Here is a 21,887-nt window from a genome sequence, read left to right on the forward strand (position 1 = left end):
GTGAATAAGCCGTTCGTCCTGCCGCCCCTCCCCGATTTGCCCATCATCGCGGCGCTGCCCGCGCTGCGGGCCGCCCTGGCGACCAACAGCCGCGTGGTGCTGGAAGCGCCGCCCGGCGCGGGCAAAACTACCGTGGTGCCGCTGGAGCTGCTGGCCGCCGAATGGCGCCATCCCGGGGACAAAATTCTGGTGCTGGAACCGCGCCAGCTGGCCGTGCGCGGGGCCGCCGCCCGCCTGGCCCAGCTGCTGGGCGAGCCCGTGGGCCGCACCATCGGCTACCGCGTGCGGCTGGACAGTAAGGTGAGCAAGGACACCCGCGTGGAGGTCATCACCGAAGGCATTCTCACGCGCATGATTCAGGACGACCCGGCGCTGGAGGGCGTGGCCGCCGTGGTATTTGATGAATTCCATGAGCGGAGTCTGAACGCCGACCTCGGCCTGGCCCTGGCGCTGGATGCGCAGGCCGTGCTGCGGCCCGAGCTGCGGATTCTGATAATGAGCGCCACGCTGGAAGCCCAGCGGCTGGGGCAGTGGCTGCCCGCGCCGGTGGTATCGTCGGCCGGTTTTCTGTTTCCGATTGATACGCATTACCTCGACCCGCGCCGCGCCTCAGCCCTGCCCAACAAGCCCAACGAGCGGCTGGCCGAGCTGGTGCCCAAGCAAGTGCGGGAGGCGCTGGCAACCCACGAAGGCGACATTCTGGTTTTCCTGCCCGGCGTGGGCGACCTGCAGCGCAGCGTCCGCAAGCTCGAATCATTAGCCGATAACATCGACCTGCACCTGCTGCACGGCGAGTTGCCCCTCGAAACCCAGGACGCTGCCCTGCGGCCTGCGAAAGCCGGCCGACGCAAGGTTATCCTCGCCACCAGCATTGCCGAAACCAGCCTCACCATTGAGGGGGTGCGGGTGGTGATTGATGGGGGCTTTGCGCGGGTGCCGCGCTTTGTGCCCCGCACCGGCTTCACTACCCTCGAAACCGTGCCCGTGGCCCGCGCCGCCGCCGACCAGCGCCGGGGCCGCGCCGGCCGCCTCGGCCCCGGCACCTGCTACCGCCTCTGGACCGAAGCCGAGCACCACCACCTGCCCGCCCACCGCCCGCCCGAAATCCACACCGCCGACCTCAGCAGCCTCGCCCTGGAGCTGGCCCTTTGGGGCGCTACGGAGCCCACCAACCTGCGCTGGCTGGACGTGCCGCCGGCGGCAGCGTTTAGTCAGGCGCAGGAATTGTTGGTTAGGCTGGGAGCTTTATCAGAGTTAAAAGTTAGGAGTGAAGAGTTAAGGGTTGATGCCAACTCGCCAACTCTTCACTCTTCACTCCTAACTTTTAACTCGGCGAAGCCAACCCCCCACGGCCGAAAACTCGCCGCCCTGGGCCTGCCGCCCCGCCTGGGCCACCTCGTAGTGCGCGGCCAGGAGCTGGGCCACGGCGCAGCCGCCGCCTCCCTGGCTGCCTTGCTGGCCGAGCGCGACCTGCTGCGCTGGGCCGCCCCCACCGACACCCGCCCCGCCCCGCCCGACCTGCGCCTGCGCCTTGAAGCGCTGCAAAGTGGCCGCCCGCCCCTGCCCGGCCTGGCCCTGCACCACGCCACGCTACAGCGGGTGCGCGACGTGGCCCACAACCTCACCAGCCGCCTGGGCAAGCCGGCCCACCCACCCACCCACCAATCCACCCACCCACCCGTGGGCCTCCTCACCGCGCTGGCCTATCCCGACCGGCTGGCCCAGCGCGAAACCCCTGACCGCCTGCGCCTGGTAACCGGCCAGCGCGTCAGCCTGAACACCACCGACGTAGACCCGCAAGCCACCTTTTTCGCGGTGGCGCATCTGGCGGGCACGGCCTCGGCGCCACGGGCCACGCTGGCCGCCCCGCTGGACCAGGAGGAATTGGAGCTGGCCTTCGCCGACCAGATTACAACCACCGATGAAGTGCGCTACGACACCACCACCCAGCGCGTAACCGGCCGCCGGGTGCGCCGCCTGGGCGCGTTGCTACTCGATGAAAAAGTCATCGGCCAGCCCGAACCGGCTTTGGTGGCCCGCGCCCTGCTGGCCTATTTGCAGGAAGCCGGTGTAAGCAAGCTGAACTGGACGCCAGCCGCCCGCCAGCTGCAGCAGCGGCTGGCGTTTCTGCAGCAGCACTTCCCTGCTCCCGCCCCCGGCCTGACAACTGATAACGAACAACAAACAACTACTGCCTGGCCGACTTTTGATGATGCCACACTAGCGCTGGAGCTGGCCGACTGGCTCGGCTCGCACCTCGCCGGCCTCAAAACCCTCGACCAGGTGCAGCGCCTCGACCTCTACGAGCCGCTGCTGGCCCGCCTGCCCGGCGGCTGGAACCAGCGCCAGGAGCTGGACCGCCTAGCCCCGGCCGCGCTGGAAGTGCCCAGTGGCTCGCACATCACCCTGGATTACAGCGATGCCGCCGCCCCGGTGCTGGCCGTGAAGCTCCAGGAGTTATTCGGCCTCACCGAAACGCCCACCGTGGCCGCTGGGCGCGTGCCGCTGCTGCTGCATCTGCTCTCGCCCGGCGGCCGGCCGGCGCAGGTAACGCGCGACTTGCGCAGCTTCTGGGAGAAGGGCTATTTTGAGGTGCGCAAGGATTTGAAGGGGCGCTACCCGCGCCACCCCTGGCCCGATAAGCCGATGGAACATATTCCGACCCGGCTAACGAAGAAGCGGCTGGGATAATAAAGCGCTTGCCGGGCCGGGTTGCGTTTTGTCGCAATCCGGCCCGGCAAGCGCACCACTAAAATCCGGGCATAAAAACGAGGCGGACCGGACTACGTTATTCCGCGGCTGAGGCACCAACCATGGCCAGGTCCTGGGCTGTTGCGGCGGCGTCCAGGTCCTGCAATAGCAGGTCGGCGCACTTCTCCCCGATGACCATCGTCGGGATGTTGCTGTTGCCGTTGATGATGATGGGCATGATGGAGGCATCGGCCACGCGCAGCCCGGCAATGCCGTGCACCTTCAGGGTGTCATCGACGACGGCCAGCGCGTCGTGGCCCATTTTGCAGGTGCCCACGGGGTGGTAGATAGTCATCGTGTAATCGCGGATGAAGTTTTCGAGGGCTTCGGGCGTGGTCACGTCGGGGCCGGGCAGGTGGCGTTCGCCGCGGTAGGGGGCGAAGGCGGGCTGCTCGGCGATGGCGAAGGCGGCGGCCACGCTCTGCTTCATCAGCTCCATGTCGTGCGGGTCGCCGTAGTAGTTGGGGTCCACCAGGGCTTTGTCGAAGGGGTCGGCCGAGTTGAGGGTGACGCTGCCCGTGCTGTGGGGGCGCACCACGCCCGGCAGCAGGGTGTAGCCATGCCCGGCGGGGTTGCCCGCGCCGTGGTGGATGAACCAGCTGGGGCTGAAGTGAAACTGAATTTCGGGCGAGCCGTCGATACCCAAATCAATGAAGCCCCCGGCCTCACCGATGTTGGAGGTGAGCATGCCCATCTGCTCGTTCTGGAAGCGGGCCCCCTGCTCGGGCGAGGTGGCATCAGCCAGCGAAACCGGCTGGGTGCAGTGGTAGGCCACGGGCAGGAAAATGTGGTCCTGCAGGTTCTGACCCACGCCGGGCAGGTCGAGCTTCACCGGAATGCCGTGCTGGCGCAGGTGCTCGGCCGGCCCGATGCCGGAGAGCAGCAGCACTTGGGGAGAGTTGATGGTGCCGCCGCTGAGGATGACTTCGCGCCGGGCCCGCACCTGCTGCGGCTGGCCGTCGTGCATGTAGGCCACGCCCACGCAGCGGCCGTCCTCAATGAGCAGCTCCGTGACGTGGGCGTGGGTGATGGCCGTGAGGTTTTCGCGGGTCAGGGCGGGGTGCAGGTAGCCGCCGGCGGCGCTGCAGCGCATTCCGTTTTTCTGGGTCACCTGGTAAAGGCCAAAGCCGGTTTGCTCGCCGTCGTTGAAGTCGTCGTTGGGAGCGTAGTCGGCCTGGGTGGCGGCTTCCACGAAGGCCAGGCTCAGGGGGTTGGGGTCGCGCAGGTTGGCGATGTTGATGGGGCCGTTCACGCCGTGGTGGACGCTCTCGCCGCGCTCCTGATGCTGGGTTTTGCGGAAGTAGGGCAGCAGGTCCTGGTAGGCCCAGCCCCGGTTGCCCATTTCGGCCCAGCGGTTGTAGTCATTCGGATTGCCGCGCATGAAAATCATGGCGTTGATGGAGCTCGAACCGCCCAGCATCTTGCCCCGTGGGTTGAACTCGCGCCGCCCGTTGAGGCCGGCCTGCGGCACGGTCATGTAGTCCCAGTCAAGGGCCGTTTTGAAGAGGTGCGGGAAGGCGGCCGGCACGTGAATCTCCTGTTGGGCATCGGGGCCGCCGGCTTCGAGCACCAGCACCTGCAGCTCGGGCCGCTCACTGAGCCGGGCCGCTACCGCGCAGCCGGCCGAGCCGGCGCCAATCACAATGTAATCGTATTCTGTTGGAGTCATGGGTGGGAATTGGTTGGGTTGGTGAAGGCCAGTTGGAGCAGGCCCGTAAGATGCCTAAAGCTATGGAAAATAGCACACTATTCCAACTGGTAGCAGGTTGAACGCATATAAATTTTGAGGACTGAATCCAGCCTACAAAGGGGGGGGTGTAATTCAAAACTACGCGCTGCCACCGCCAAGCAGAAGTTCGGACTGGTGTCTGATGCCCTTAGTGGAGCCCAGAGGCAAGGGCCAATGACTCATGAAAAGGGCAGCGCGTAGTTTTGAATTACACCCCCTACCAGGGTACTTTTTTATTTTGGACCTGACGCTTTTTTAAAGCCTAAAATGCCCTGTGAGACAATGGAGGCCCATGACTCCATTTATATGCGTTCAACCTGAACTGGTAGCCAGCGCGTCCGGCCTAACCACACGATAAAATCCGAACCTTAATTCCAGCCAGCAGCGGCACCCGCTAACCAGTATTTATGGATGGCGTACAGCAAGAGGCAATATGACGCAACAATTACGTAACCTGAGGGGGTGAAACACCTCTTCCGCATCTTGCCGCTGGCCTTGCTGTCTGGCACCCCTGCGCTGGCGCAGGGTGGCGGGGCTCCCATGGGCTGGCTGAAGCTCAGCGCCGACCTGCCGCTGCGGGGGCGCTGGACCCTGTACTCGGAAGTAGAGAGCCGCCAAAGCAGTGCCCAGCTGGGTACCCAGCAGCTGGGGCGGCTAGGGCTGCGCCTGCACATAGCACCCAGTTTCAGCCTGAGCACCGGCTACGTACTGGCGGCCAACGAATTTGGCCCGGCCGATGGTCCCAGAGTGCCCGAGCACCGCTTTTACCAGGAAGTAACCCTCGCCGATATGAAAGGGCCGGTGCGCGCCAGCCATCGCCTGCGGGCCGAAGAACGGTGGCTGCGCCCGCTGCCGGAAGCCGCCTTTCGGTTTGCGCCGCGCCTGCGCTACCAGCTCCGGCTGGTGGTGCCGCTGCATTCGGGTGGCCTGCTGCCCGTGGGAAGTGCCTACGTGGTAGGAGCCGATGAGCTTTTTGCCAGCCTGGGCAAGCAGAAAGGCCGCAGCTTTCTGGAAGAAAACCGCGCCAGCGCCGGCCTGGGCTACCGCTTCAGCCCACTGGCGACCATCGAGATGGCCTACCTGCACCAAACCCAGTCGGCGGGCAACCTGGGCTTCGCCCTGGCCCGCAACGCGGTGCAGCTCAGTGTGGCCGTGGCCGCTCCCAGCCACCGCTCGCTGGTGCGCCTATAGGGCCTTCAAATGCCGGTTTCTCCTGCTTTGCCAGGCCGTTGCGGGTTGGAATTTAGGGCGCTACATTCGTAGTAGCAACAAAAAAACACCTGCTCCGATGCCGGATTTTACCCCCAATTCGCCCGTGCTAGCCGGCGACCAGCTTCGGCCGGGCTGGCTCCACAATAGCTGAATATACCTGATGCTGGCGGCCGCCCTGGGCTGGGGCTGGTCGAGCTGGTCGGGGCCGCGCGGGCTGGCTTCGGCGGGACTGGTGGTGCTCACGGTGGGGCTGGGGCACTCCATTGGCCTGCACCGGGGCATCATCCACCACGCCTACCGGTGCGGGCGGATTACGCGGGGCGTGCTGGCCTACCTGGCGGTACTGTCGGGACTGGGCGGGCCAATTTCCTGGCTGCGGGTGCATTATTTCCGCGACTACTGGCAGAACCGGCTCGACTGCCCACCCTACTTCCGCTACGACCACTCCCTGGCCCGCGACTACTACTGGAACCTGCACTTCGACCTGGTGCCCGGCGATATCAACCGCTACCAGATTCCGGCCGAAGACCTGCACGACCCCTGGTTCGTCTTCCTCGAAAAAACCTGGTACCTGTACGTTATCGGCATGGCCGGTCTCATCTGAGCCTTTTTCGGGTTTGAAGCCATGATAATCTGCGTGCCCGTGCGGGTGAGCGTGAGCATGCTGGGGCACTGGTTTGTGGGATTTATGACCCACAAATACGGTTACGCCCGCTACGCCATCGACGATGCCACGGAGCACGGCTACAACAGCTGGGTGCTGGACGCGCTGTCGTTCGGCGAGGGCTTCCACAATAACCACCACGCCCACCCCAGCTCGGCTAAAATGAGTGCCGAATGGTATGAGCTGGACCTGGGCCGGTACCTGGTGGCCGGCCTGCGCGCCACGGGCCTCATCTGGGACGTGCAGGTGGTGGGCCACACCCCCACCCAGCGGGCGCGGGCCCAAAAGCATGCCTACCGCTGGCACTGGCCGTGGCAGGCCTAACCCCGAAAGCTACCGCATCTCGTTGTCGTCCAGAAAGTTCTTGCCTTCGGTGCGGGGCGAGTAGTGGCGGTGCAGCCAGCGGCTGAGGCCCCCGAGGCCCGGCAGCAGCACCCGCTCAGTGATGTTGGCCTGGTCGAGCTTATCGCGCACTTCCCACTTCAGGCGGGCCGGAATAATGATGCGAAAATACAGTTCCGGCCGGTCGGCCAGCCAGTCGTGCAGCACGCTTTTGCCCGTGCTCATCAGCGAAAACAGGGCGTACTGGTGTACGATGCGGGCATCGAGGCTGGGCGGCTCCAGAAACAGCACGTAGGGCTCGGCCTGCAGCTCTTCCAGCTCGCGCAGGCTGCTGCTCACGGGCAGCAGCAGCTCGGAGGTGAACACGTTGGAACCTTCCTGGCGCAGGGCATGGCGCAGGCGCTGGGGCAGGTGCTCGGCCGCCTTCACGTAGTTCAGGGCCCAGATGATGCCGTCTTCGTGATAGGCGTCGAGGTCGTCGGTGGCGAAGTGCAGGGCCACGTAGGGCGAGTACGTCCAGTCGAGCAGGCGCGTAGGCAGGCCATGGTGCTGGGCCAGGGCCAGCCAGTCCCAGGTGCTGGTGTTGGCAGCAGGCATATCGGTTTCGCGAGCATACTTGCGGAAATTACGCAGCAGGTGGTGCTCCAGGTTATGGTACTCGCCGCCAAGGCGCTGCAAGCTGGTTTCGAGCTGAAAATGACGCGAGCGGCCGCCCCGGTACACAAACGGCGACCGGAACCGCCCAATGCGCGCATCCCAGGTGTCCTGAAACAGCAGCCGTTGCAGGTCTTCCCAGGAAGTGGCTTCGTAATCGTTGGCAGATAAGGGCATGGGGCGAAGATACGCGGAGCGAATAGCAGGTTGCTTATAAATAGAGAACGGTCATGCTGAGCGCAGCCGAAGCATCTCTCCCGCAGCAGTAATTGATTTTACTATTGCAGTAGAGATGCTTCGGCTGCGCTCAGCATGACCGTTTTGGGTCAGCAACCGAGACTACTCGCCGGCCGGGAAATCGGCGGCGTCGCCCATATCGGCATATTGCTCCACTTCCTTGGCGATGGCAGCGAATTTCTCGCGGGCACCCTTCACAGCGGCTTTGCCCAGGGGCAGGTGCAGGGGCGGGTTCTCCATTTGCACTACCTCGTACATGGCTTTGGCGGCACGCACGGGGTCGCCGGGCTGGCGGCCGCTGTAGCCCTGAATACCGCGCAGGTTTTCGCCCACGGTGGCCTGGTAGTCATCAATTTCGGTGGTGGCAATAGTCGCCGACTCGCCCGCCCACTTGGTGCGGAAGCCGCTGGGCTCGATGTTGGTTACTTTGATGCCGAGCGGGCCCACCTGCTGGCTCAGGCTCTCACCAATAGCCTCCAGGGCAAACTTCGAGGCGTTGTAGATGCCCACGCCGGGGAAGGTTTTGAGGCCACCGATGCTGGTGATATTGAGCACGTGGCCCGAGCGCTGCTTGCGCAGCTGCGGCAGCACGGCCCGCAGCACGTGCAGCGCGCCGAATACATTCACGTCAAACTGGCGGTGCACTTCTTCGGCGGGTACTTCTTCGATGCTGCCCATCGAGCCGTAGCCCGCGTTGTTGACAATAACATCGAGCTGGCCAAAATGGGCGATGGCATCGGCCACGGCGGTTTTCACCTGGGCTTCGTTGGTCACGTCGGCCACTACACCGAAGGTGCGGCCGTCGATTTTTTTGGTGAATTCGTCCGCCTGCTCAGGCTTGCGGAAGGAGGCGGCCACGCGGTCGCCTTTTTCGAGAACATAGTCGGCCAGGGCTTCGCCGAAGCCGGACGAGGCCCCGGTAATAAACCAGGTTTTGGCAGTTGAATCAGACATAATAAAGCATTCTTAAGAAATGGTAGCTGCTAAGACGGCATCGGGCGACGAATTGTTTGCCGGCGGCAGCAAGGGACTCCCCAGCTGTACCTTCGCGGCCCTGTTTTTTCTATCGCCTCATCCATTCCCACCCACTCGCTATGAGAAAGCTTTTCTCCCTGCTACTGGCGCTTATCGGCTTCGCAGCCCAGGCCCAGATTACCTTTAAAATCACGGCCGTACCAGCCAACACGCCGGCCAATGCCACCCTCTACATCGCGGGCACATTCAATAGCTGGAACCCCGGTAGCACGGCCCACGCCCTCACCCACAACGCCGACGGCAGCTACCAAATCACGCTGCCCGCGGCCACCGGCACCATGGAATACAAGTTTACGCGCGGCGCCTGGGCATCCGTAGAAACCAACGCCGCGAACGGCTCGGTGCCCAACCGCAGCTACACCTTCGGCAGCGCCCCGGCCACCGTGTTGTGCCAGGCACTGAACTGGGAAGACCTGGCTGGCGGCGGCGGCCCCACCTCCACGGCGGCAGCCAACGTGAGCGTGATTTCGACCACCTTCGCCATGCCGCAGCTGGGCCGCACCCGCCGCGTATGGCTCTATCTGCCGCCCGGCTACGCCACCAGCGGCCGCCGCTACCCCGTATTATATCTGCAGGATGGCCAGAACGTATTCGACGCCGCCACCTCCTTTGCCGGCGAATGGGGCGTAGACGAAGCCCTAAACCAGCTGGCCACCAGCGGCCAGGACCCCACCGGCTGCATCGTGGTGGCCGTGGACAACGGCCCCAACCGCCTCGACGAATACTCGCCCTGGAACAACCCGGCCTACGGCGGCGGCCAGGGCGATTTATACGTTGATTTCCTGGTGCAAACCCTCAAACCCTACATCGATACCAACTACCGCACCCTGCCCGACCGCGCCAACACCGGCATCGGCGGCTCCAGCATGGGCGCGCTCATTGCCACCTACGCGGCTCTGCGCGAGCCCACCGTATTCGGCAAAGTGGCTTCGTTTTCGCCCGCCTACTGGTTTGCCTACCCACAGCTGGCCGCCTACGCCCACCAGCACCCGGCCAACCCCAATACCCGCTTCTACTTCGTGAGCGGTACCACCGAAAGCGCCACCATGGCCCCCAATATGCAGGCGATACGCGACTCGCTGCAGCGCGGCGGCGTGCCGGCCACCAACCTCAACGTCAATACCCGTGCCGACGGCCAGCATGCCGAATGGTTCTGGAAACGCGAGTTCCCAGCCGGCTACTCCTGGCTGTATGCCGCCGCTACGGCCACGGCCGCCCGCCCAGCCCAAACCCTCGCCGTGAGCCTCTACCCCAACCCGGCGGCCCGGGAACTGCGCGTGGCCCTGCCCGCGAATCTGGCCGGCGAGGCCCTGCTCGAAATCAGTGATGCGCGGGGCCGGGCCGTGCTGCGCACCCGCGTGCGCAACGGCCAGGCCGTGGACGTGAGCCGGCTGGCCGTGGGGCTGTATCTCTCGCGCCTCACGGCCGGCAGCGCAGTGGGCACCAGCAAATTCACCAAAGAATAATCACAAGGCGGCGGAAAGTTAGGCGTCCAACCCAACTTCCCGCCGTACCTTTGACTGGCAAAAGGCACCAACCCCCAACCCCTTTTGCCATGGCGGATTCCGCAACCCCAAAATTTGCCTTCGAGGCTCTCACCTACGACGACGTACTGCTGCTGCCAGCGTACTCCGAGGTTTTGCCCCGCGACTGCGACACCGGCACCCGCCTCACCCCCAACATCCGGCTGCATACCCCGCTCATTTCGGCGGCCATGGACACCGTGACCGAAGCCGACATGGCCATTGCCCTGGCGCAGGAAGGCGGCCTCGGCATCATCCATAAGAACATGTCCATCAAGGCCCAGGCCGACCAGGTGCGCCGCGTGAAGCGCAGCGAGTCGGCCCTGATTCAGGACCCCTTCACCCTGCCGCCCACCGCCACCCTGGCCGACGCCCGCCAGCTGATGCGCAAGCACAACATCGGCGGTATTCCGGTGGTGAACGGCAACCAGGTGCTCGAAGGCATCCTCACCAGCCGCGACCTGCGTTTCGAAAAGGACATGAGCCAGCCCGTGACCACCGTGATGGTGCCCCTGGCCCGCCTCGTGACGGCCCCCGCCGGCATCACCCAGGCTGCGGCCGAGCTGCTGCTCACCGACAGCAAAGTGGATAAGCTGCCGCTGGTGGATGCCGACGGCCGCCTCGCCGGCCTTATGACCTACAAGGATATCCGCAAGCGCCGCCGCGCCCCCAACTCCAGCAAGGACAGCCTCGGTCGCCTGCGCGTAGGGGCCGCCGTGGGCGTGACGCCCGACCTGCTCCAGCGCGTGGCTGCCCTGGTGGAAGCCGGCGTGGACATTGTGAGCCTCGACACCGCCCACGGCCACTCCAAGGGCGTGATGGATGCCGTGCGTGCCATCAAAGCCGCCCACCCGACCCTCGATGTGATGGCCGGCAACGTGGCCACCGCCGCCGGGGCCCGCGCCCTGGCCGACGCCGGGGCCGACTGCGTGAAAGTGGGCGTGGGGCCGGGCTCCATCTGCACCACGCGCATCATCGCCGGCATTGGGGTGCCGCAGCTTTCGGCCGTGCTCGAAGCGGCCCGGGGCCTCGAAGGCACCGGCGTTTCGCTGGTAGCCGATGGCGGCATCAAGTTTTCGGGCGATGTGGTGAAAGCCCTCGCTGGCGGCGCAGCCGCCGTGATGGTGGGCTCGCTGCTGGCCGGCACCGAGGAAGCCCCCGGCGACCTCATCATGTACGAAGGCCGCAAGTACAAGTCCTACCGTGGCATGGGCTCGGTGGAGGCCATGGAGGAAGGCAGCAAGGACCGGTACTTTCAGGATGCCGAAGACGACGTGAAGAAGCTGGTTCCCGAAGGCATCGTGGGCCGCGTGCCCTTCAAGGGCAATGTTTCGGAGGTGATTTACCAGCTGGCGGGCGGGCTGCGCGCCGGCATGGGCTACGTGGGTGCGGCCAATATTGAGGCCCTGCAGGCGGCTCAGTTTGTGCGCATCACCGGGGCCGGCCTGCGCGAAAGCCACCCGCACGACGTGCAGATTACCAAGGAAGCCCCGAATTATTCGAGCCGGTAGGTCGGGCCACTACATCTCCAAAGCCCGAATAGCGCTTTGAAATACAAGGGGCAATGCTGGCTACGACCAGCATTGCCCCTTTTTTGTGCCCCGCCCCGGATAGAGCCGTTTCGGGTAGCCGATTGTATCTTGCAAGCCGGTTGAGCACCCGCTACGGCGCGGCGGGCTGGTGTGATTGTGTTATTCCTAGTTTCTGTCTGTGCGTCATCCGTTGCTATACATTGGTTTTCTATTGGCGCTGCTGAGCGGAGCGCTGGCCGTCGGTAATCTATTGACTGATGGCGGCGGCGGGACCACGCCGTGGGCCATCTGGCTATTGCTGCTGGCCGACCTCGGCACCCTGGCGGTGCTGTTAAAACTGTTTTTGCGGCCATCGGCCGCACCCGCCAGCGCCACTCCGGCCGCCCTCCGCGAGAGCGAAATGCTGAGCCTGCAGCGCCTGGCCCAGATTGTGCAGCGGGGCCAGACCTCCACCGAGGTGTACCATGTGCTGCTAAACTCGGCCGTGGCAACCGTACGGGCCGATGGCGCCTGGATTGACCTCAACCCCAACCATACGGGCACCGACGACACCAACGCCACCCAGTACTACAACATCACGCCCGTGCAGGCCGAGGCCCTGCGTACGGGCCTGCGGGCGCACCCCCCCGTGGAGGGCGAGTACGTGACCAACGACCTAAACCATCACTCCAGCTTTACCAGTGCTTCGCAGGCATTTCGCTCGCTCATCCAACTGCCGTTGCGGGGCCTGCATTTCAGCTACGGTACCTTGTACCTGCTGAAAGTAGAGCCCGGCACTTTCAACCGCGAAGACCTCAGCATTCTCCAGACCTTCACCGGTCAGGCCGTGCTCAGCATCGAAAACCTGGAGCTGATGCAGACCTCGCTGGCCAACCAGCGCACCCAGGAGGAGCTTAAAATTGCCTCCCAGGTTCAGGACAGTCTCATCCCAAAAAACCTCCCTACTGATAACTGGTTCGAAATCAGCTCGCACTCGCTGGCGGCGAAGGAAGTGGGCGGCGATTTCTACGACTTTCTGCACCTGCCGGGCCGGCGGCTGGCCGTTATCATCGGCGATGTGAGTGGAAAGGGCGTGACCGCCGCCTTCCACATGGCCCAGATGAAAGGAATTTTCCACTCGCTGATGCAGGAAAATCCCCTGGCCAAGAATGAGCGCGACAAGTTCCCGGTGCCCAGCAAGTTCATGGCGCAGGCCAATACGGCCCTCGTGCACTGCCTGGAGAAGTCATCGTTCATCACTTCTTCGCTCTATATTATTGATTACGAGCAGGGCGGATTCGTATTTGCCCGCGCCGGACACTGCCACACGCTCTACTACCACGCCCTGCGCGAAGAGGTTTTTTACTTCGATTCCACGGGCCTGGGCCTCGGCATCATTCGGAACGAGAGCTACGAGAAGCACATCAAAAACCAGTTTTACGACTACAGCCCCGGCGATGTGATGGTGATTTACACCGACGGCATTGTGGAGGCGCGCGGCGGCTCCGGCACCGACGAGTACGGCGAGGACCGCCTCAAACTGCGCCTGGAGGAAAGTTATTTTCAGGAGGCTGAGGACATTAAAAACTTCATCCTCGCCGACCTCAATGGCTTTACCCACGGCCATCCCATCCACGACGACCAGACGCTGCTCGTGATTAAATTCAAGTCGGCCCAACCCCTGCCACTGGGCTAACGTATCGCCCTCATTATGAAAGTTACCGCTCAACCCTCCGCCGATACCCTTACCCTCCTGCTCGATGGCGAGCTGGACGCTAGCTCCGCCATTGTCCTTGACACTGAGCTGGCTAAGCCCGATATTCTCAATTATCGCAAAGTCCTGATTGACTGCGCCAAGCTCAGCTATATTTCCTCGGCTGGCCTGGGCGTTTTCATTTCGCACCTCCAGCGCTTTCAGGATGCCAACGTAAAGCTGATTTTCTTCAACATGCAGGAAAAAGTATTCAACGTGTTCGAAATCCTGGGCCTTGATGCGCTCATGACCATCGTACCCAGCGTTACCGAAGCCGAAGCCGCGTAATCCTCAATGAGTAAATGAGCAAAGTGACGACTATAAAACGACTCTTCCAGCATTCATTCCTTTACTCACTTACTCATTCACTCATTTACTGATGAAGTCTGCCCTCCGCATTGCCTGTTCGCGTGCCCACCTGCAACAGGTGCGCGACTTTGTGCGGACTTATCTCAACAGCCGGCAGCTTTCCGAAGTGACGGTGAACCAGGTGGTACTGGCCGTAGATGAGGTAGTGGCCAATTTCATCATTCACGCCAATGGCGAGGACGAAACCCAGTTTCTGGACCTCACCCTGGCCTTCGACCAGCACGACCTGAACGTGGAGATTGCCGATAACGGCGACACCATTTTCCTGCCCGGCCCCACGCCCAACCCCGATTTCCACGCGTACATCCAGCAGGGCCGCAAGGGCGGCATGGGTATGGCACTGGTGAACCGGCTGATGGACCGGGTGGAGTTTTTCACGCGCGGCAACCATACCGTGTGCCACCTCAGCAAGCACCTGACCTGAGCTTCGCGCCCAGGCCTTATTTTTGAGACCGTTGTGCCCCGCACGACGGTCTTTTTTTTATCCGGCGCATCCTACCGGCAACTTGCGTCATTCCCCCTGGAAATTACTTAATTTCGCACCGGTAATTTTATGCCCGCGCCGCTACTTACTACTGGCTTAGCGTTTTTGTCTTCTAACTTTTCCTATGCATAAACGCATTCTGTACGCCGGCGCGGCCGTTGCTACGCTGCTGGCTGGCTGCCAAACCTCCAAACCGGCCGCTTCGACCACTACTGGCGCTGGCGCTACCGGCCCGGCCGTTGAAACGCTGGGCACGTACCCGGTACCGGCCAACGAGTTTGCCTACGTCTATCGGAAAAACAACAGCTCGGCCCCCGACTACGGCACCCGCCAGAGTGTGAACGACTACCTGGACCTGTACACCAATTTCCGCCTGAAGGTGCTGGAAGCCGAGCAGAAGGGTCTCGATACCACGCAGGCTTTCAAGCGCGAGCTGGATGGCTACCGCCAGCAGCTGGCCCAGCCCTACCTCACGGAGAAGAGCGTGACCGACCAGCTAGTGCGCGAGGCCTACGACCGCATGAGCCAAGAGGTGAGCGCCTCGCACATTCTCATCCGCGTAGCGCCCGATGCCACGCCCCAGGACACCCTGATTGCCTACCAGAAGGTTGAGAAGCTCCGCCAGGAGGCCCTGGCCGGTGCCGATTTCGGCCAGCTGGCCCGGGCCAACAGCGAAGACCCTTCGGCCCGGGAAAACAGCGGCAAGCTGGGCTACTTCACGGCCATGCAGATGGTGTACCCGTTTGAGTCGGCGGCCTACAAAACGCCCGTGGGGAAGGTGTCGCAGCCCATCCGCACACGCTTCGGCTACCATATCATCAAGGTAAATGACAAGCGCGCGGCCCAGGGCGAAATCAAGGTAGCGCACCTGATGGTGCGCATGAACGCCAACGCCGCCAAGGCCGACTCGCTTACCGCCAAAAAGAAAATTGACGAGCTCTACAGCCGCCTGAAAAAGGGTGAGAACTGGGACAAGCTCGTGGCCCAGTTCTCGGAAGATGCCGGCTCGGCCGCCAACGGTGGCGAGCTGCCACCCTTCGGCACCGGCCGCATGATTCCGTCGTTCGAGGACGCGGCTTTCAAGCTGCAAAAGCCCGGCGACCTGGCCCCGCCCGTGCAAACGCCCTACGGCTGGCACATCATCAAGCTGATTGAGCGCCAGCCCCTGGCCAAGTTCGCCGACATGGAGCCCAGCCTGAAGAGCAAAGTGGCCAAGGATTCCCGCTCGGAGCTCAACAAAGCCGCCTTCCTGAAGCGCGTGCGCCAGGAAGACCAGTTCATGGAAGTAGCAGCCGCCAAAGCGTATGTGTTCGCCAAAGCCGATACTGCTTTGGTGGCCGGCCGATTCAAGTACACGGCCCCTGATGCGGTGGTTAAGGCCCCAAAAGGCACTGCCAATGGTAATTCGACGCTGTTCAGCATCAAGGGCAAGCCTTATCTGGTGAAGGACTTCCTGGCTTACGCGCAGCAAAACCAGCGGGTCCGCACGGGCGCGCAGCCGGCTTTCGCCATGCAGCAGCTCTACGACCAGTACGTGGAGCAAAACCTGACCGAATTCGAGAAGAACAGCCTTGACACCAAGTATGAGGACTACCGCATGCTGGTGAAGGAGTACCGCGATGGCATCCTGCTCTTCCAGCTGATGGACGAGAAAGTGTGGAGCAAGGCCATTGAGGACACCGTGGGCCTGAAGAAATACTTCGCCGACAACCAGGCCAAGTACCAGTGGGACCAGCGCGTGCAAGGCTCAGTAGTGAGCGCGGCCTCGCCCGCCCTGCTGGCCCGCGTGCAGCAAGGCATGAAAGCCGGCCGCTTCCCGCTCACCCGGAGCGTGCCCCAGCGCGTGGCCTTCACCAACGGCACCTCAATGCCGAAAACGGGCACTATGGCGCTGGATGAAATTGGCAAGCGCATGGCCCAGGACACCAGCATGCTGGTAACCATCACCGGCCGCGTGAAGAAGGGCGAAAAGGCCAGCCTAGCCGCCGCCCGCGCCGATTCGCTGGTGCGCCAGCTGCGCCGCCGTGGGGTGGCCGCCAGCCGCATCCGCAAAATAGTGCAGGCCAAGCCGGGCACCGATAATTCGGCGCAGGTGGCGCTGTTCAGCAGCAGCCCCGCCGCCATCGAGTCGGAGCTGAATGAGAAGAACCCACTGTCGGTGCAAATCAGCCAGAAGGTGTTTCAGAAAGGTGACAACAAGGTGATGGACGACCTGATGACCAAAGGCCCCGGCACCTACAACGTGCAGAAAGACGGCCGCTACTACGCCGTCACCATCGACCGTACGCTGCCCGCCGGCCCCAAAACCCTAGCCGACGCCCGTGGCCAGGCCACGTCGGATTACCAGACCTACCTGGAAAAGGAATGGATTACCCAGATGCGCGCCGCCCGTCCCGTGAAAGTGAACGAGGCCGAGGTGAGCAAGCTGGTCACGAAATAGTGAGTTGGTGAAATGGTGAGGTGGTGATTTTGATGTTCCGTTTGCGCCAAATGCGCTACCAACAACATCAAAATCACCACCTCACCATTTCACCAACTCGCCTTTAGAGCCCCACTGCAACCTTCCGGGGACCGTTCGGCTCCTTGTTTTTGTCTGCCAACGGATTTATGGTGAAATTTGTGGGGCCGTTTGGGTGTTAGCCCCGCACGGACCAAGCCTTGGAACCTGTCCATTGGCTTTTCAATACGACTTTATGCTTGTTAATGTGAATCGCGCCGTGGCGTCGGCCCTGCTTACGCTATTGCTATTATTGGGCTTCGCGCCCGCTTCCCAGGCCCAATTGGGCATCAGCCGACCCAAGGGCCAGCAGCTGCTCGACGGCATCATCGTGAAGGTGGACAACCAGATTGTGCTGCGCTCCGAAGTGGAGCTCATCTACGCGCAGGAGGTGACCCGGGCCAACGGCAAGCCGCTGCCGCCCGATTTGAAATGCAAAATCCTGCAAAGCCTGGTGCTCAACAAGCTGATGCTGGCCCGTGCCGACGTCGACTCCGTGACGGTGGAAGACAAGCAGGTGAACGGGGAAGTAGACCGCCGCATGGCCTACTTCGCGCAGCAGATTGGCTCCGAGAAACGCCTCGAAGAGCAGTACGGCAAGTCCATCAAGGCGCTGAAGGATGACCTACGGCCCCAGATTAAGGACCAGCTCACGCAGCAGAAAATGCAGGAAACCATCACCGGCAAGGTGGCGGTGACGCCACGCGAAGTGGCGCAGTATTTCACCCGCATTCCGAAAGACAGCCTGCCCTACTTCAGCACCGAGGTGGAAGTGGGCCAGATTGTGATTCCGGCGCAGGTAAACGACAAGGCCAAGCAGGCCGCCATTGCCAAGCTCAACGATATTCGGGCGCAGGTGTTGGCAGGAGGCGATTTTGCCACTTTTGCCAAAGCCAATTCGGAAGACCCCGGCTCGGCCAAGGAAGGCGGCTACCTGGGTTTTTTCAAGCGCGGCGAGCTGGTACCGGAGTACGAAGCAGCGTCGATGAAGCTGGAGCCGGGCCAGATGTCGCCGGTGGTGCAGTCGCAGTTCGGCTTTCACCTCATTCAGTTTATTGAGCGCAAGGGCAATACGTATTCGACGCGCCATATCCTGCTGAAGCCCGAAACGGGCTCGGCCGACGTGAGTGCCTCGGCCCGCCTGCTGACCAAATTGCGCCGCCAGATTTTGTCCGACAGCATCACCTTCGCCAAAGCGGCCAAGGATAACTCGACCGACAAGCCCAGCAGCACCAACGGCGGCCTGCTGGCCAACCGCGCCGACGGCGGCTCACGCCTGCCTCTCGACAAGCTTGACCCGGCCATCTTCTTCACCATCGACACCATGAAGGTGGGCCACATCACTCCCCCCATGGCCTACCGCACCGACGATGGCAAGGACGCCATGCGCATCCTGTGGCTGAAATCGAACACCCCGCCCCACCAGGCCAACCTGCAGGACGACTACCAGAAAATTGCCGCCGCCGCCCTCAACGAGAAAAAGACCAAGGCGCTGGACGAGTGGTTTGCCAAGAACCGCGGCACGGTGTACCTCGAAGTGGAGCCGGAGTACGCCCAGTGCAAGGTGCTGGACGTGGCGGAGAAATAAGCCCGTGTTAAAAAAGCACGTCATGCCGAACGCAGCCGAGGCATCTCGCATGCTAGCACTAATCCTTTTTCAACCGAAGGTCGGCATAGCCAACGATTGATTTACTACCCCACGCGAGATGCCTCGGCTGCGCTCGGCATGACGTGCTTTCCCCTCCCCAACCATCCGAATGGCTCAATTCCAAAACGATAAAGAAGCCGCCGATGCCCTGGCCGCCTCCTTCCAGAAGCTACGCCAGGAAATCGGCAAGGTTATCGTGGGGCAAGACGAGGTAGTGCGGCTGGTACTCACGGCGGTATTTTCGCAGGGCCACAGCCTGCTGGTGGGCGTACCCGGCCTGGCCAAAACCCTGCTGATTCAGACCATTGCCGATTCGCTGGACTTGTCGTTCAACCGCATCCAGTTCACCCCCGATTTGATGCCCAGCGACATCGTGGGTTCGGAAACGATGAACCAACAGCGGGATTTTCACTTCGTGAAAGGACCCATCTTCGCCAACATCATCCTGGCCGACGAAATCAACCGGACACCGCCTAAAACCCAGGCCGCCCTGCTCGAAAGTATGCAGGAATACGCCGTGACGGTGGCCGGGCAGCGCTACCCCTTGCAACGCCCGTTCTTCGTGCTGGCCACGCAGAACCCCATCGAGCAGGAAGGCACCTATCCCCTGCCCGAGGCGCAGCTCGACCGCTTCATGTTCAACATCGAGCTGGGCTACCCGACCTACGCCGAGGAGCTGAACATCGTGAAGCAAACGACGTCCAACATCAAACAGACGGTCAACAAAGTCCTCCACGCGGCCGACATTCAGGCCTTTCAGGAGCTGGTGCGCCGCGTGCCGGTGGCCGACAACGTGGTGGAATACGCCGTGGGCCTCGTGCACAAAACCCGCCCCAACACCGAGCGCGCCGCCCCGCGCACCAACCAGCTGCTGGAATGGGGTGCCGGCCCCCGCGCCTCGCAGCACCTCATTGTGGGTGCCAAGTGCAACGCCCTGCTCAACGGCAAATATTCGCCCGACATTGAGGACGTACGCGCCGTGGCCGTGCCGATATTACGCCACCGCCTCGTGCGCAACTTCAAAGCCGAAGCCGAAGGCATCGGCGTGGAGCAGATTGTAAAAGAACTTCTTTGAGTTAAGAGTTAAGAGTTAGAAGTTAAGAGTTGGTGCTGATGCCCACTCCCTTTTCAACTCTTAACTCTTAACTTCTAACTCTTAACTCAACAAAGTTGGAAGCCCAAGCCTACTATCAGCAATTTGAGCGCAACGTGCGCATCATCCTCGACGCCCTGGCCGCCGGCCTCGACCTGCGCACCACGGCCCTCGAAACCAGCCTGCCCATTGAAGTGTACGTGCTGTGCGAGGTGCTGAACCAGGGAGCCGGCGAAGACTTCACCCTCACCGCCAGCGGCGTGGCCCGGCTGGCCGAGTTCCAGCAGCAGTTCATGAAGCATGAGGGCCAGACGCTGGCCGCCATACAGCGCGTACTAACCGACAAGCGTGCCACCATGCGCACCCCCGAAGGCCGCGTACTGGCGAAGGAAATGCTTATCCGCCGCCTCGAATTTTTTAACGAAGCCGCCCGGCAGGTGAACGTGATGCGGACCCAGCAGTCGCTGGGCAGCCCCAGCCAGTACGTGGGCGAGAACAAATAGCCCGTTTATTTCTTGTGAAAGGGCCGCTTCTGAGCACGGAGGCGGCCCTTTTTTCGTAGTACGCTGCTATGCTGCCCCGCGCCCCGCTCTATACCGAACGCCTCTGCCTGCGCCCCTACGAGCCAGCCGACGCCGACGCTTTCTTCGCGCTGCTGCACGCCGACCGTGCCCGCTTCCAGCCCTCCTTCCCCGACCGCCTTCAGGCTGTGCGCGTGCCCGCCGATGCCGTGACCTCCCTGCTCACCTTCGCCGAGGACTGGCGTACCGGCCGCTTCTACGTGTTCGGCATCTGGCACCGCGCTACAGCCGAATACGTGGGCGACATCTGCCTTATGCCCCAACAGAAGGGCCAGGCCGAGATTGGCTACTACCTGGCTGCTGCCGCCGAGGGCTACGGCTACGCCCGCGAGGCGCTGGGGGCCATCATCGACTTTGGGTTCACTGCGATGGGCAGCCAGCGTCTGCTGGTGCGCTGCTATGCCAACAACGTGCGCGGACAGGCCGTAGCCCGCGCCGTGGGCTTTCAGCTGGAGCCGCCGCCCAAACGGCCGCTCTGGTTCCTCAATTCTGATGCGCTGAACCAGATTCAACGATTCTGGCTGACACGGGATGCGGCATAAGCTTTAGCTTGTGCGTGCTAACGTTAACACGCACAAGCTAAAGCTTATGCCACTGCCTTACTGCCCCACCCGTACGCGCTTGCCTACGTTGCCCAGCAGCCACTCCTGCCGGAAATTGAGGTACACGCCAAATGAGAAATCCAGCAGCTGGGCATTGAAATCATACAGCGGCTCGACGCGCACGGTGAGCGCCGCCGCATCGGAAATGCGAAAGTCGCGCAGCAGCCGCACCAGCAGAATCTTACGCTGGCGGTCCAGATACTCCGGGTTCGACACTGTGCGCGAGGCGCTCTGGTACAAGTCGCCCCCCAGCGGCGCCATGAAGCGCGAGCCCTGCCAGTAGCTCAGCATCACGTCGGCGTAGCGGGTCTCGAGGGTGGTGTTCAGGTACAGGCCCCGGCCGTATTTGAAGGGATTCTGGCCCTGCGTGGGCGAGTTGTCCTGAAAACCGAGCACGTAGCCGTTGAAGCGCAGACCGCGAATGAGTGAACTGCCTATTTGGCGCTGAACGGTGATGCCGACAGCTTCATTAAGCAAGGTTTGCAGCGGTTTGTCGAGTGTGTCAATCTGCCCACCGTGGTGGATGGCCGTGAACTGGAACGGCACTGAAACTTGCCAGTTGCTTCCGTCGCTACTGAGCTGGTAGCTACTGCTGAGCCCGCCCGCAATTTCCTCCTGATAATTGCTGTAGCGGTACTGTTGCCGCTGCCAGTCCACCCAGAAATCCATAAACAGCCGGTTGCCCAGGTAGCGGTATTGTAGGCCTTCCTCCAGCGGATTCTGCATCACTCGCTCGAAGTTGAACAGCGGCTCGATGTAGTTGTGGTTGAGATTGGCCCGGATATTCCCCAGAATGAACTGGTGGTGCCCCGTGGTCCAGGTGGCGCGGTACGTCGGGCGCACTTGCTTCAACTGCGGGTTGCCGAAGTCTTTCCAGAGCAACACACCCGCTTCGAGGCGCAGGTCTTTACTTGGATAATAGACGAGTTGGGGGTTTAGCTGGGTACCGAAGAGCGTATAACCGTCGACAATCTTGTTGAAGTATTCATTGTCTTTGAAGAAGGTGAAGGAGTTGAGTGAGAGCCGTAAGTCGCCACCAACAGGAACGCCACCAACTCCCGTTTTCACAGAATCAATAGCCGCCATTCTAGCCCAATCGCGGCCGGGTGCAGGCGAAGTAAACGCCCGATTATCCAGTTGCGCCTGCGCTGTTTCTACTCTAATTAGCACAGCCACAAGACCAACTAATATTTTTAGATAAT

Annotated in this window: 17 protein-coding genes and 1 pseudogene; 14 read left to right on the forward strand and 4 right to left on the reverse strand. The window is 62.3% G+C overall.

Features of this window, described 5'->3' with window-relative positions; translation table 11 throughout:
* Window positions 1–2,691: an ATP-dependent helicase HrpB gene (gene hrpB / locus KQ659_RS19370; protein WP_226930062.1), complete on the forward strand. Its 2,691-nt coding sequence runs from the start codon at window positions 1–3 to the stop codon at window positions 2,689–2,691.
* A 97-nt stretch (window positions 2,692–2,788) separates the two neighbouring features.
* Here the strand turns inward: hrpB and KQ659_RS19375 are convergent, their stop codons facing one another.
* The gene (locus KQ659_RS19375; RefSeq protein ID WP_216679578.1) at window positions 2,789–4,420 is read right to left on the reverse strand and encodes a GMC family oxidoreductase; all 1,632 of its coding nucleotides are present in this window, start codon (window positions 4,418–4,420) and stop codon (window positions 2,789–2,791) included.
* Window positions 4,421–4,942: 522 nt separating this feature from the next.
* Between KQ659_RS19375 and KQ659_RS19380 the strand changes: the two genes are divergently transcribed.
* The 3 genes and pseudogenes from KQ659_RS19380 to KQ659_RS19390 form a co-directional block, all read left to right on the forward strand.
* Window positions 4,943–5,671, forward strand: coding sequence for a DUF2490 domain-containing protein (locus KQ659_RS19380; RefSeq protein WP_216690573.1), 729 nt, complete (start codon window positions 4,943–4,945; stop codon window positions 5,669–5,671).
* 181 nt (window positions 5,672–5,852) lie between these two features.
* Entirely contained in the window at window positions 5,853–6,296 is a 444-nt protein-coding gene (locus tag KQ659_RS19385; RefSeq protein ID WP_216690572.1) for a hypothetical protein, read from the forward strand.
* A 15-nt stretch (window positions 6,297–6,311) separates the two neighbouring features.
* Window positions 6,312–6,680, forward strand: a pseudogene (locus KQ659_RS19390) (fatty acid desaturase); the annotation flags it as partial.
* Window positions 6,681–6,689: 9 nt separating this feature from the next.
* Here KQ659_RS19390 and KQ659_RS19395 read toward each other — a convergent pair.
* Together KQ659_RS19395 and KQ659_RS19400 are read right to left on the reverse strand one after the other, a co-directional pair.
* Complete coding sequence (locus tag KQ659_RS19395; protein WP_216690570.1) at window positions 6,690–7,529, reverse strand: FRG domain-containing protein; 840 nt, start codon at window positions 7,527–7,529, stop codon at window positions 6,690–6,692.
* A 162-nt stretch (window positions 7,530–7,691) separates the two neighbouring features.
* Window positions 7,692–8,543 carry an oxidoreductase gene (locus tag KQ659_RS19400; RefSeq protein ID WP_216679575.1) on the reverse strand — a complete coding sequence of 284 codons (852 nt, stop codon included), beginning with the start codon at window positions 8,541–8,543 and terminating at the stop codon, window positions 7,692–7,694.
* A gap of 140 nt (window positions 8,544–8,683) precedes the next feature.
* On the opposite strand from KQ659_RS19400, the gene KQ659_RS19405 reads away from it, so the two are divergent.
* The 10 genes from KQ659_RS19405 to KQ659_RS19450 all read left to right on the forward strand — a co-directional run bounded on the left by KQ659_RS19405 (window position 8,684) and on the right by KQ659_RS19450 (window position 20,625).
* Entirely contained in the window at window positions 8,684–10,090 is a 1,407-nt protein-coding gene (locus KQ659_RS19405; RefSeq protein ID WP_216690569.1) for an alpha/beta hydrolase-fold protein, read from the forward strand.
* Between the two features lie 89 nt (window positions 10,091–10,179).
* The gene (gene guaB, locus KQ659_RS19410) at window positions 10,180–11,658 is read left to right on the forward strand and encodes an IMP dehydrogenase (protein ID WP_216679573.1); all 1,479 of its coding nucleotides are present in this window, start codon (window positions 10,180–10,182) and stop codon (window positions 11,656–11,658) included.
* Window positions 11,659–11,857: 199 nt separating this feature from the next.
* Entirely contained in the window at window positions 11,858–13,354 is a 1,497-nt protein-coding gene (locus tag KQ659_RS21950) for a PP2C family protein-serine/threonine phosphatase (protein WP_216690568.1), read from the forward strand.
* Window positions 13,355–13,369: 15 nt separating this feature from the next.
* A complete protein-coding gene (locus KQ659_RS19420) occupies window positions 13,370–13,699 on the forward strand; it encodes an STAS domain-containing protein (protein WP_168672474.1) in 330 nt (109 codons plus the stop codon).
* Window positions 13,700–13,790: 91 nt separating this feature from the next.
* On the forward strand, window positions 13,791–14,204 hold the full coding sequence (locus KQ659_RS19425) for an ATP-binding protein (protein WP_216679571.1): 414 nt from the start codon (window positions 13,791–13,793) through the stop codon (window positions 14,202–14,204).
* A 184-nt stretch (window positions 14,205–14,388) separates the two neighbouring features.
* Window positions 14,389–16,704, forward strand: a complete 2,316-nt coding sequence (locus KQ659_RS19430; RefSeq protein WP_216685788.1) for a peptidylprolyl isomerase — start codon at window positions 14,389–14,391, stop codon at window positions 16,702–16,704.
* Window positions 16,705–16,957: 253 nt separating this feature from the next.
* Window positions 16,958–18,349, forward strand: coding sequence for a peptidylprolyl isomerase (locus tag KQ659_RS19435; RefSeq protein WP_216679569.1), 1,392 nt, complete (start codon window positions 16,958–16,960; stop codon window positions 18,347–18,349).
* Between the two features lie 169 nt (window positions 18,350–18,518).
* Complete coding sequence (locus tag KQ659_RS19440; protein WP_216679568.1) at window positions 18,519–19,484, forward strand: AAA family ATPase; 966 nt, start codon at window positions 18,519–18,521, stop codon at window positions 19,482–19,484.
* A gap of 95 nt (window positions 19,485–19,579) precedes the next feature.
* The gene (locus KQ659_RS19445) at window positions 19,580–20,005 is read left to right on the forward strand and encodes a hypothetical protein (protein ID WP_216685787.1); all 426 of its coding nucleotides are present in this window, start codon (window positions 19,580–19,582) and stop codon (window positions 20,003–20,005) included.
* A 68-nt stretch (window positions 20,006–20,073) separates the two neighbouring features.
* Window positions 20,074–20,625, forward strand: a complete 552-nt coding sequence (locus tag KQ659_RS19450; RefSeq protein WP_216679566.1) for a GNAT family N-acetyltransferase — start codon at window positions 20,074–20,076, stop codon at window positions 20,623–20,625.
* A 57-nt stretch (window positions 20,626–20,682) separates the two neighbouring features.
* Here the strand turns inward: KQ659_RS19450 and KQ659_RS19455 are convergent, their stop codons facing one another.
* A complete protein-coding gene (locus KQ659_RS19455; protein ID WP_216679565.1) occupies window positions 20,683–21,753 on the reverse strand; it encodes a hypothetical protein in 1,071 nt (356 codons plus the stop codon).
* Window positions 21,754–21,887: the final 134 nt, after the last annotated feature.

Source organism: Hymenobacter siberiensis (genome assembly GCF_018967865.2).
In the GTDB taxonomy this organism is placed as follows: Bacteria; Bacteroidota; Bacteroidia; order Cytophagales; family Hymenobacteraceae; genus Hymenobacter; species Hymenobacter siberiensis.

Excerpts from the sequence above, each read along its gene's own strand:
- KQ659_RS19375 (WP_216679578.1), bottom strand. The coding sequence starts at position 4,420 with ATGACTCCAACAGAATACGATTACATTGTGATTGGCGCCGGCTCGGCC.
- KQ659_RS19385 (WP_216690572.1), top strand. The coding sequence starts at position 5,853 with ATGCTGGCGGCCGCCCTGGGCTGGGGCTGGTCGAGCTGGTCGGGGCCG.
- KQ659_RS19395 (WP_216690570.1), bottom strand. The coding sequence starts at position 7,529 with ATGCCCTTATCTGCCAACGATTACGAAGCCACTTCCTGGGAAGACCTG.
- KQ659_RS19400 (WP_216679575.1), bottom strand. The coding sequence starts at position 8,543 with ATGTCTGATTCAACTGCCAAAACCTGGTTTATTACCGGGGCCTCGTCC.
- KQ659_RS19405 (WP_216690569.1), top strand. The coding sequence starts at position 8,684 with ATGAGAAAGCTTTTCTCCCTGCTACTGGCGCTTATCGGCTTCGCAGCC.
- guaB (WP_216679573.1), top strand. The coding sequence starts at position 10,180 with ATGGCGGATTCCGCAACCCCAAAATTTGCCTTCGAGGCTCTCACCTAC.
- KQ659_RS19420 (WP_168672474.1), top strand. The coding sequence starts at position 13,370 with ATGAAAGTTACCGCTCAACCCTCCGCCGATACCCTTACCCTCCTGCTC.
- KQ659_RS19425 (WP_216679571.1), top strand. The coding sequence starts at position 13,791 with ATGAAGTCTGCCCTCCGCATTGCCTGTTCGCGTGCCCACCTGCAACAG.
- KQ659_RS19430 (WP_216685788.1), top strand. The coding sequence starts at position 14,389 with ATGCATAAACGCATTCTGTACGCCGGCGCGGCCGTTGCTACGCTGCTG.
- KQ659_RS19435 (WP_216679569.1), top strand. The coding sequence starts at position 16,958 with ATGCTTGTTAATGTGAATCGCGCCGTGGCGTCGGCCCTGCTTACGCTA.
- KQ659_RS19440 (WP_216679568.1), top strand. The coding sequence starts at position 18,519 with ATGGCTCAATTCCAAAACGATAAAGAAGCCGCCGATGCCCTGGCCGCC.
- KQ659_RS19450 (WP_216679566.1), top strand. The coding sequence starts at position 20,074 with ATGCTGCCCCGCGCCCCGCTCTATACCGAACGCCTCTGCCTGCGCCCC.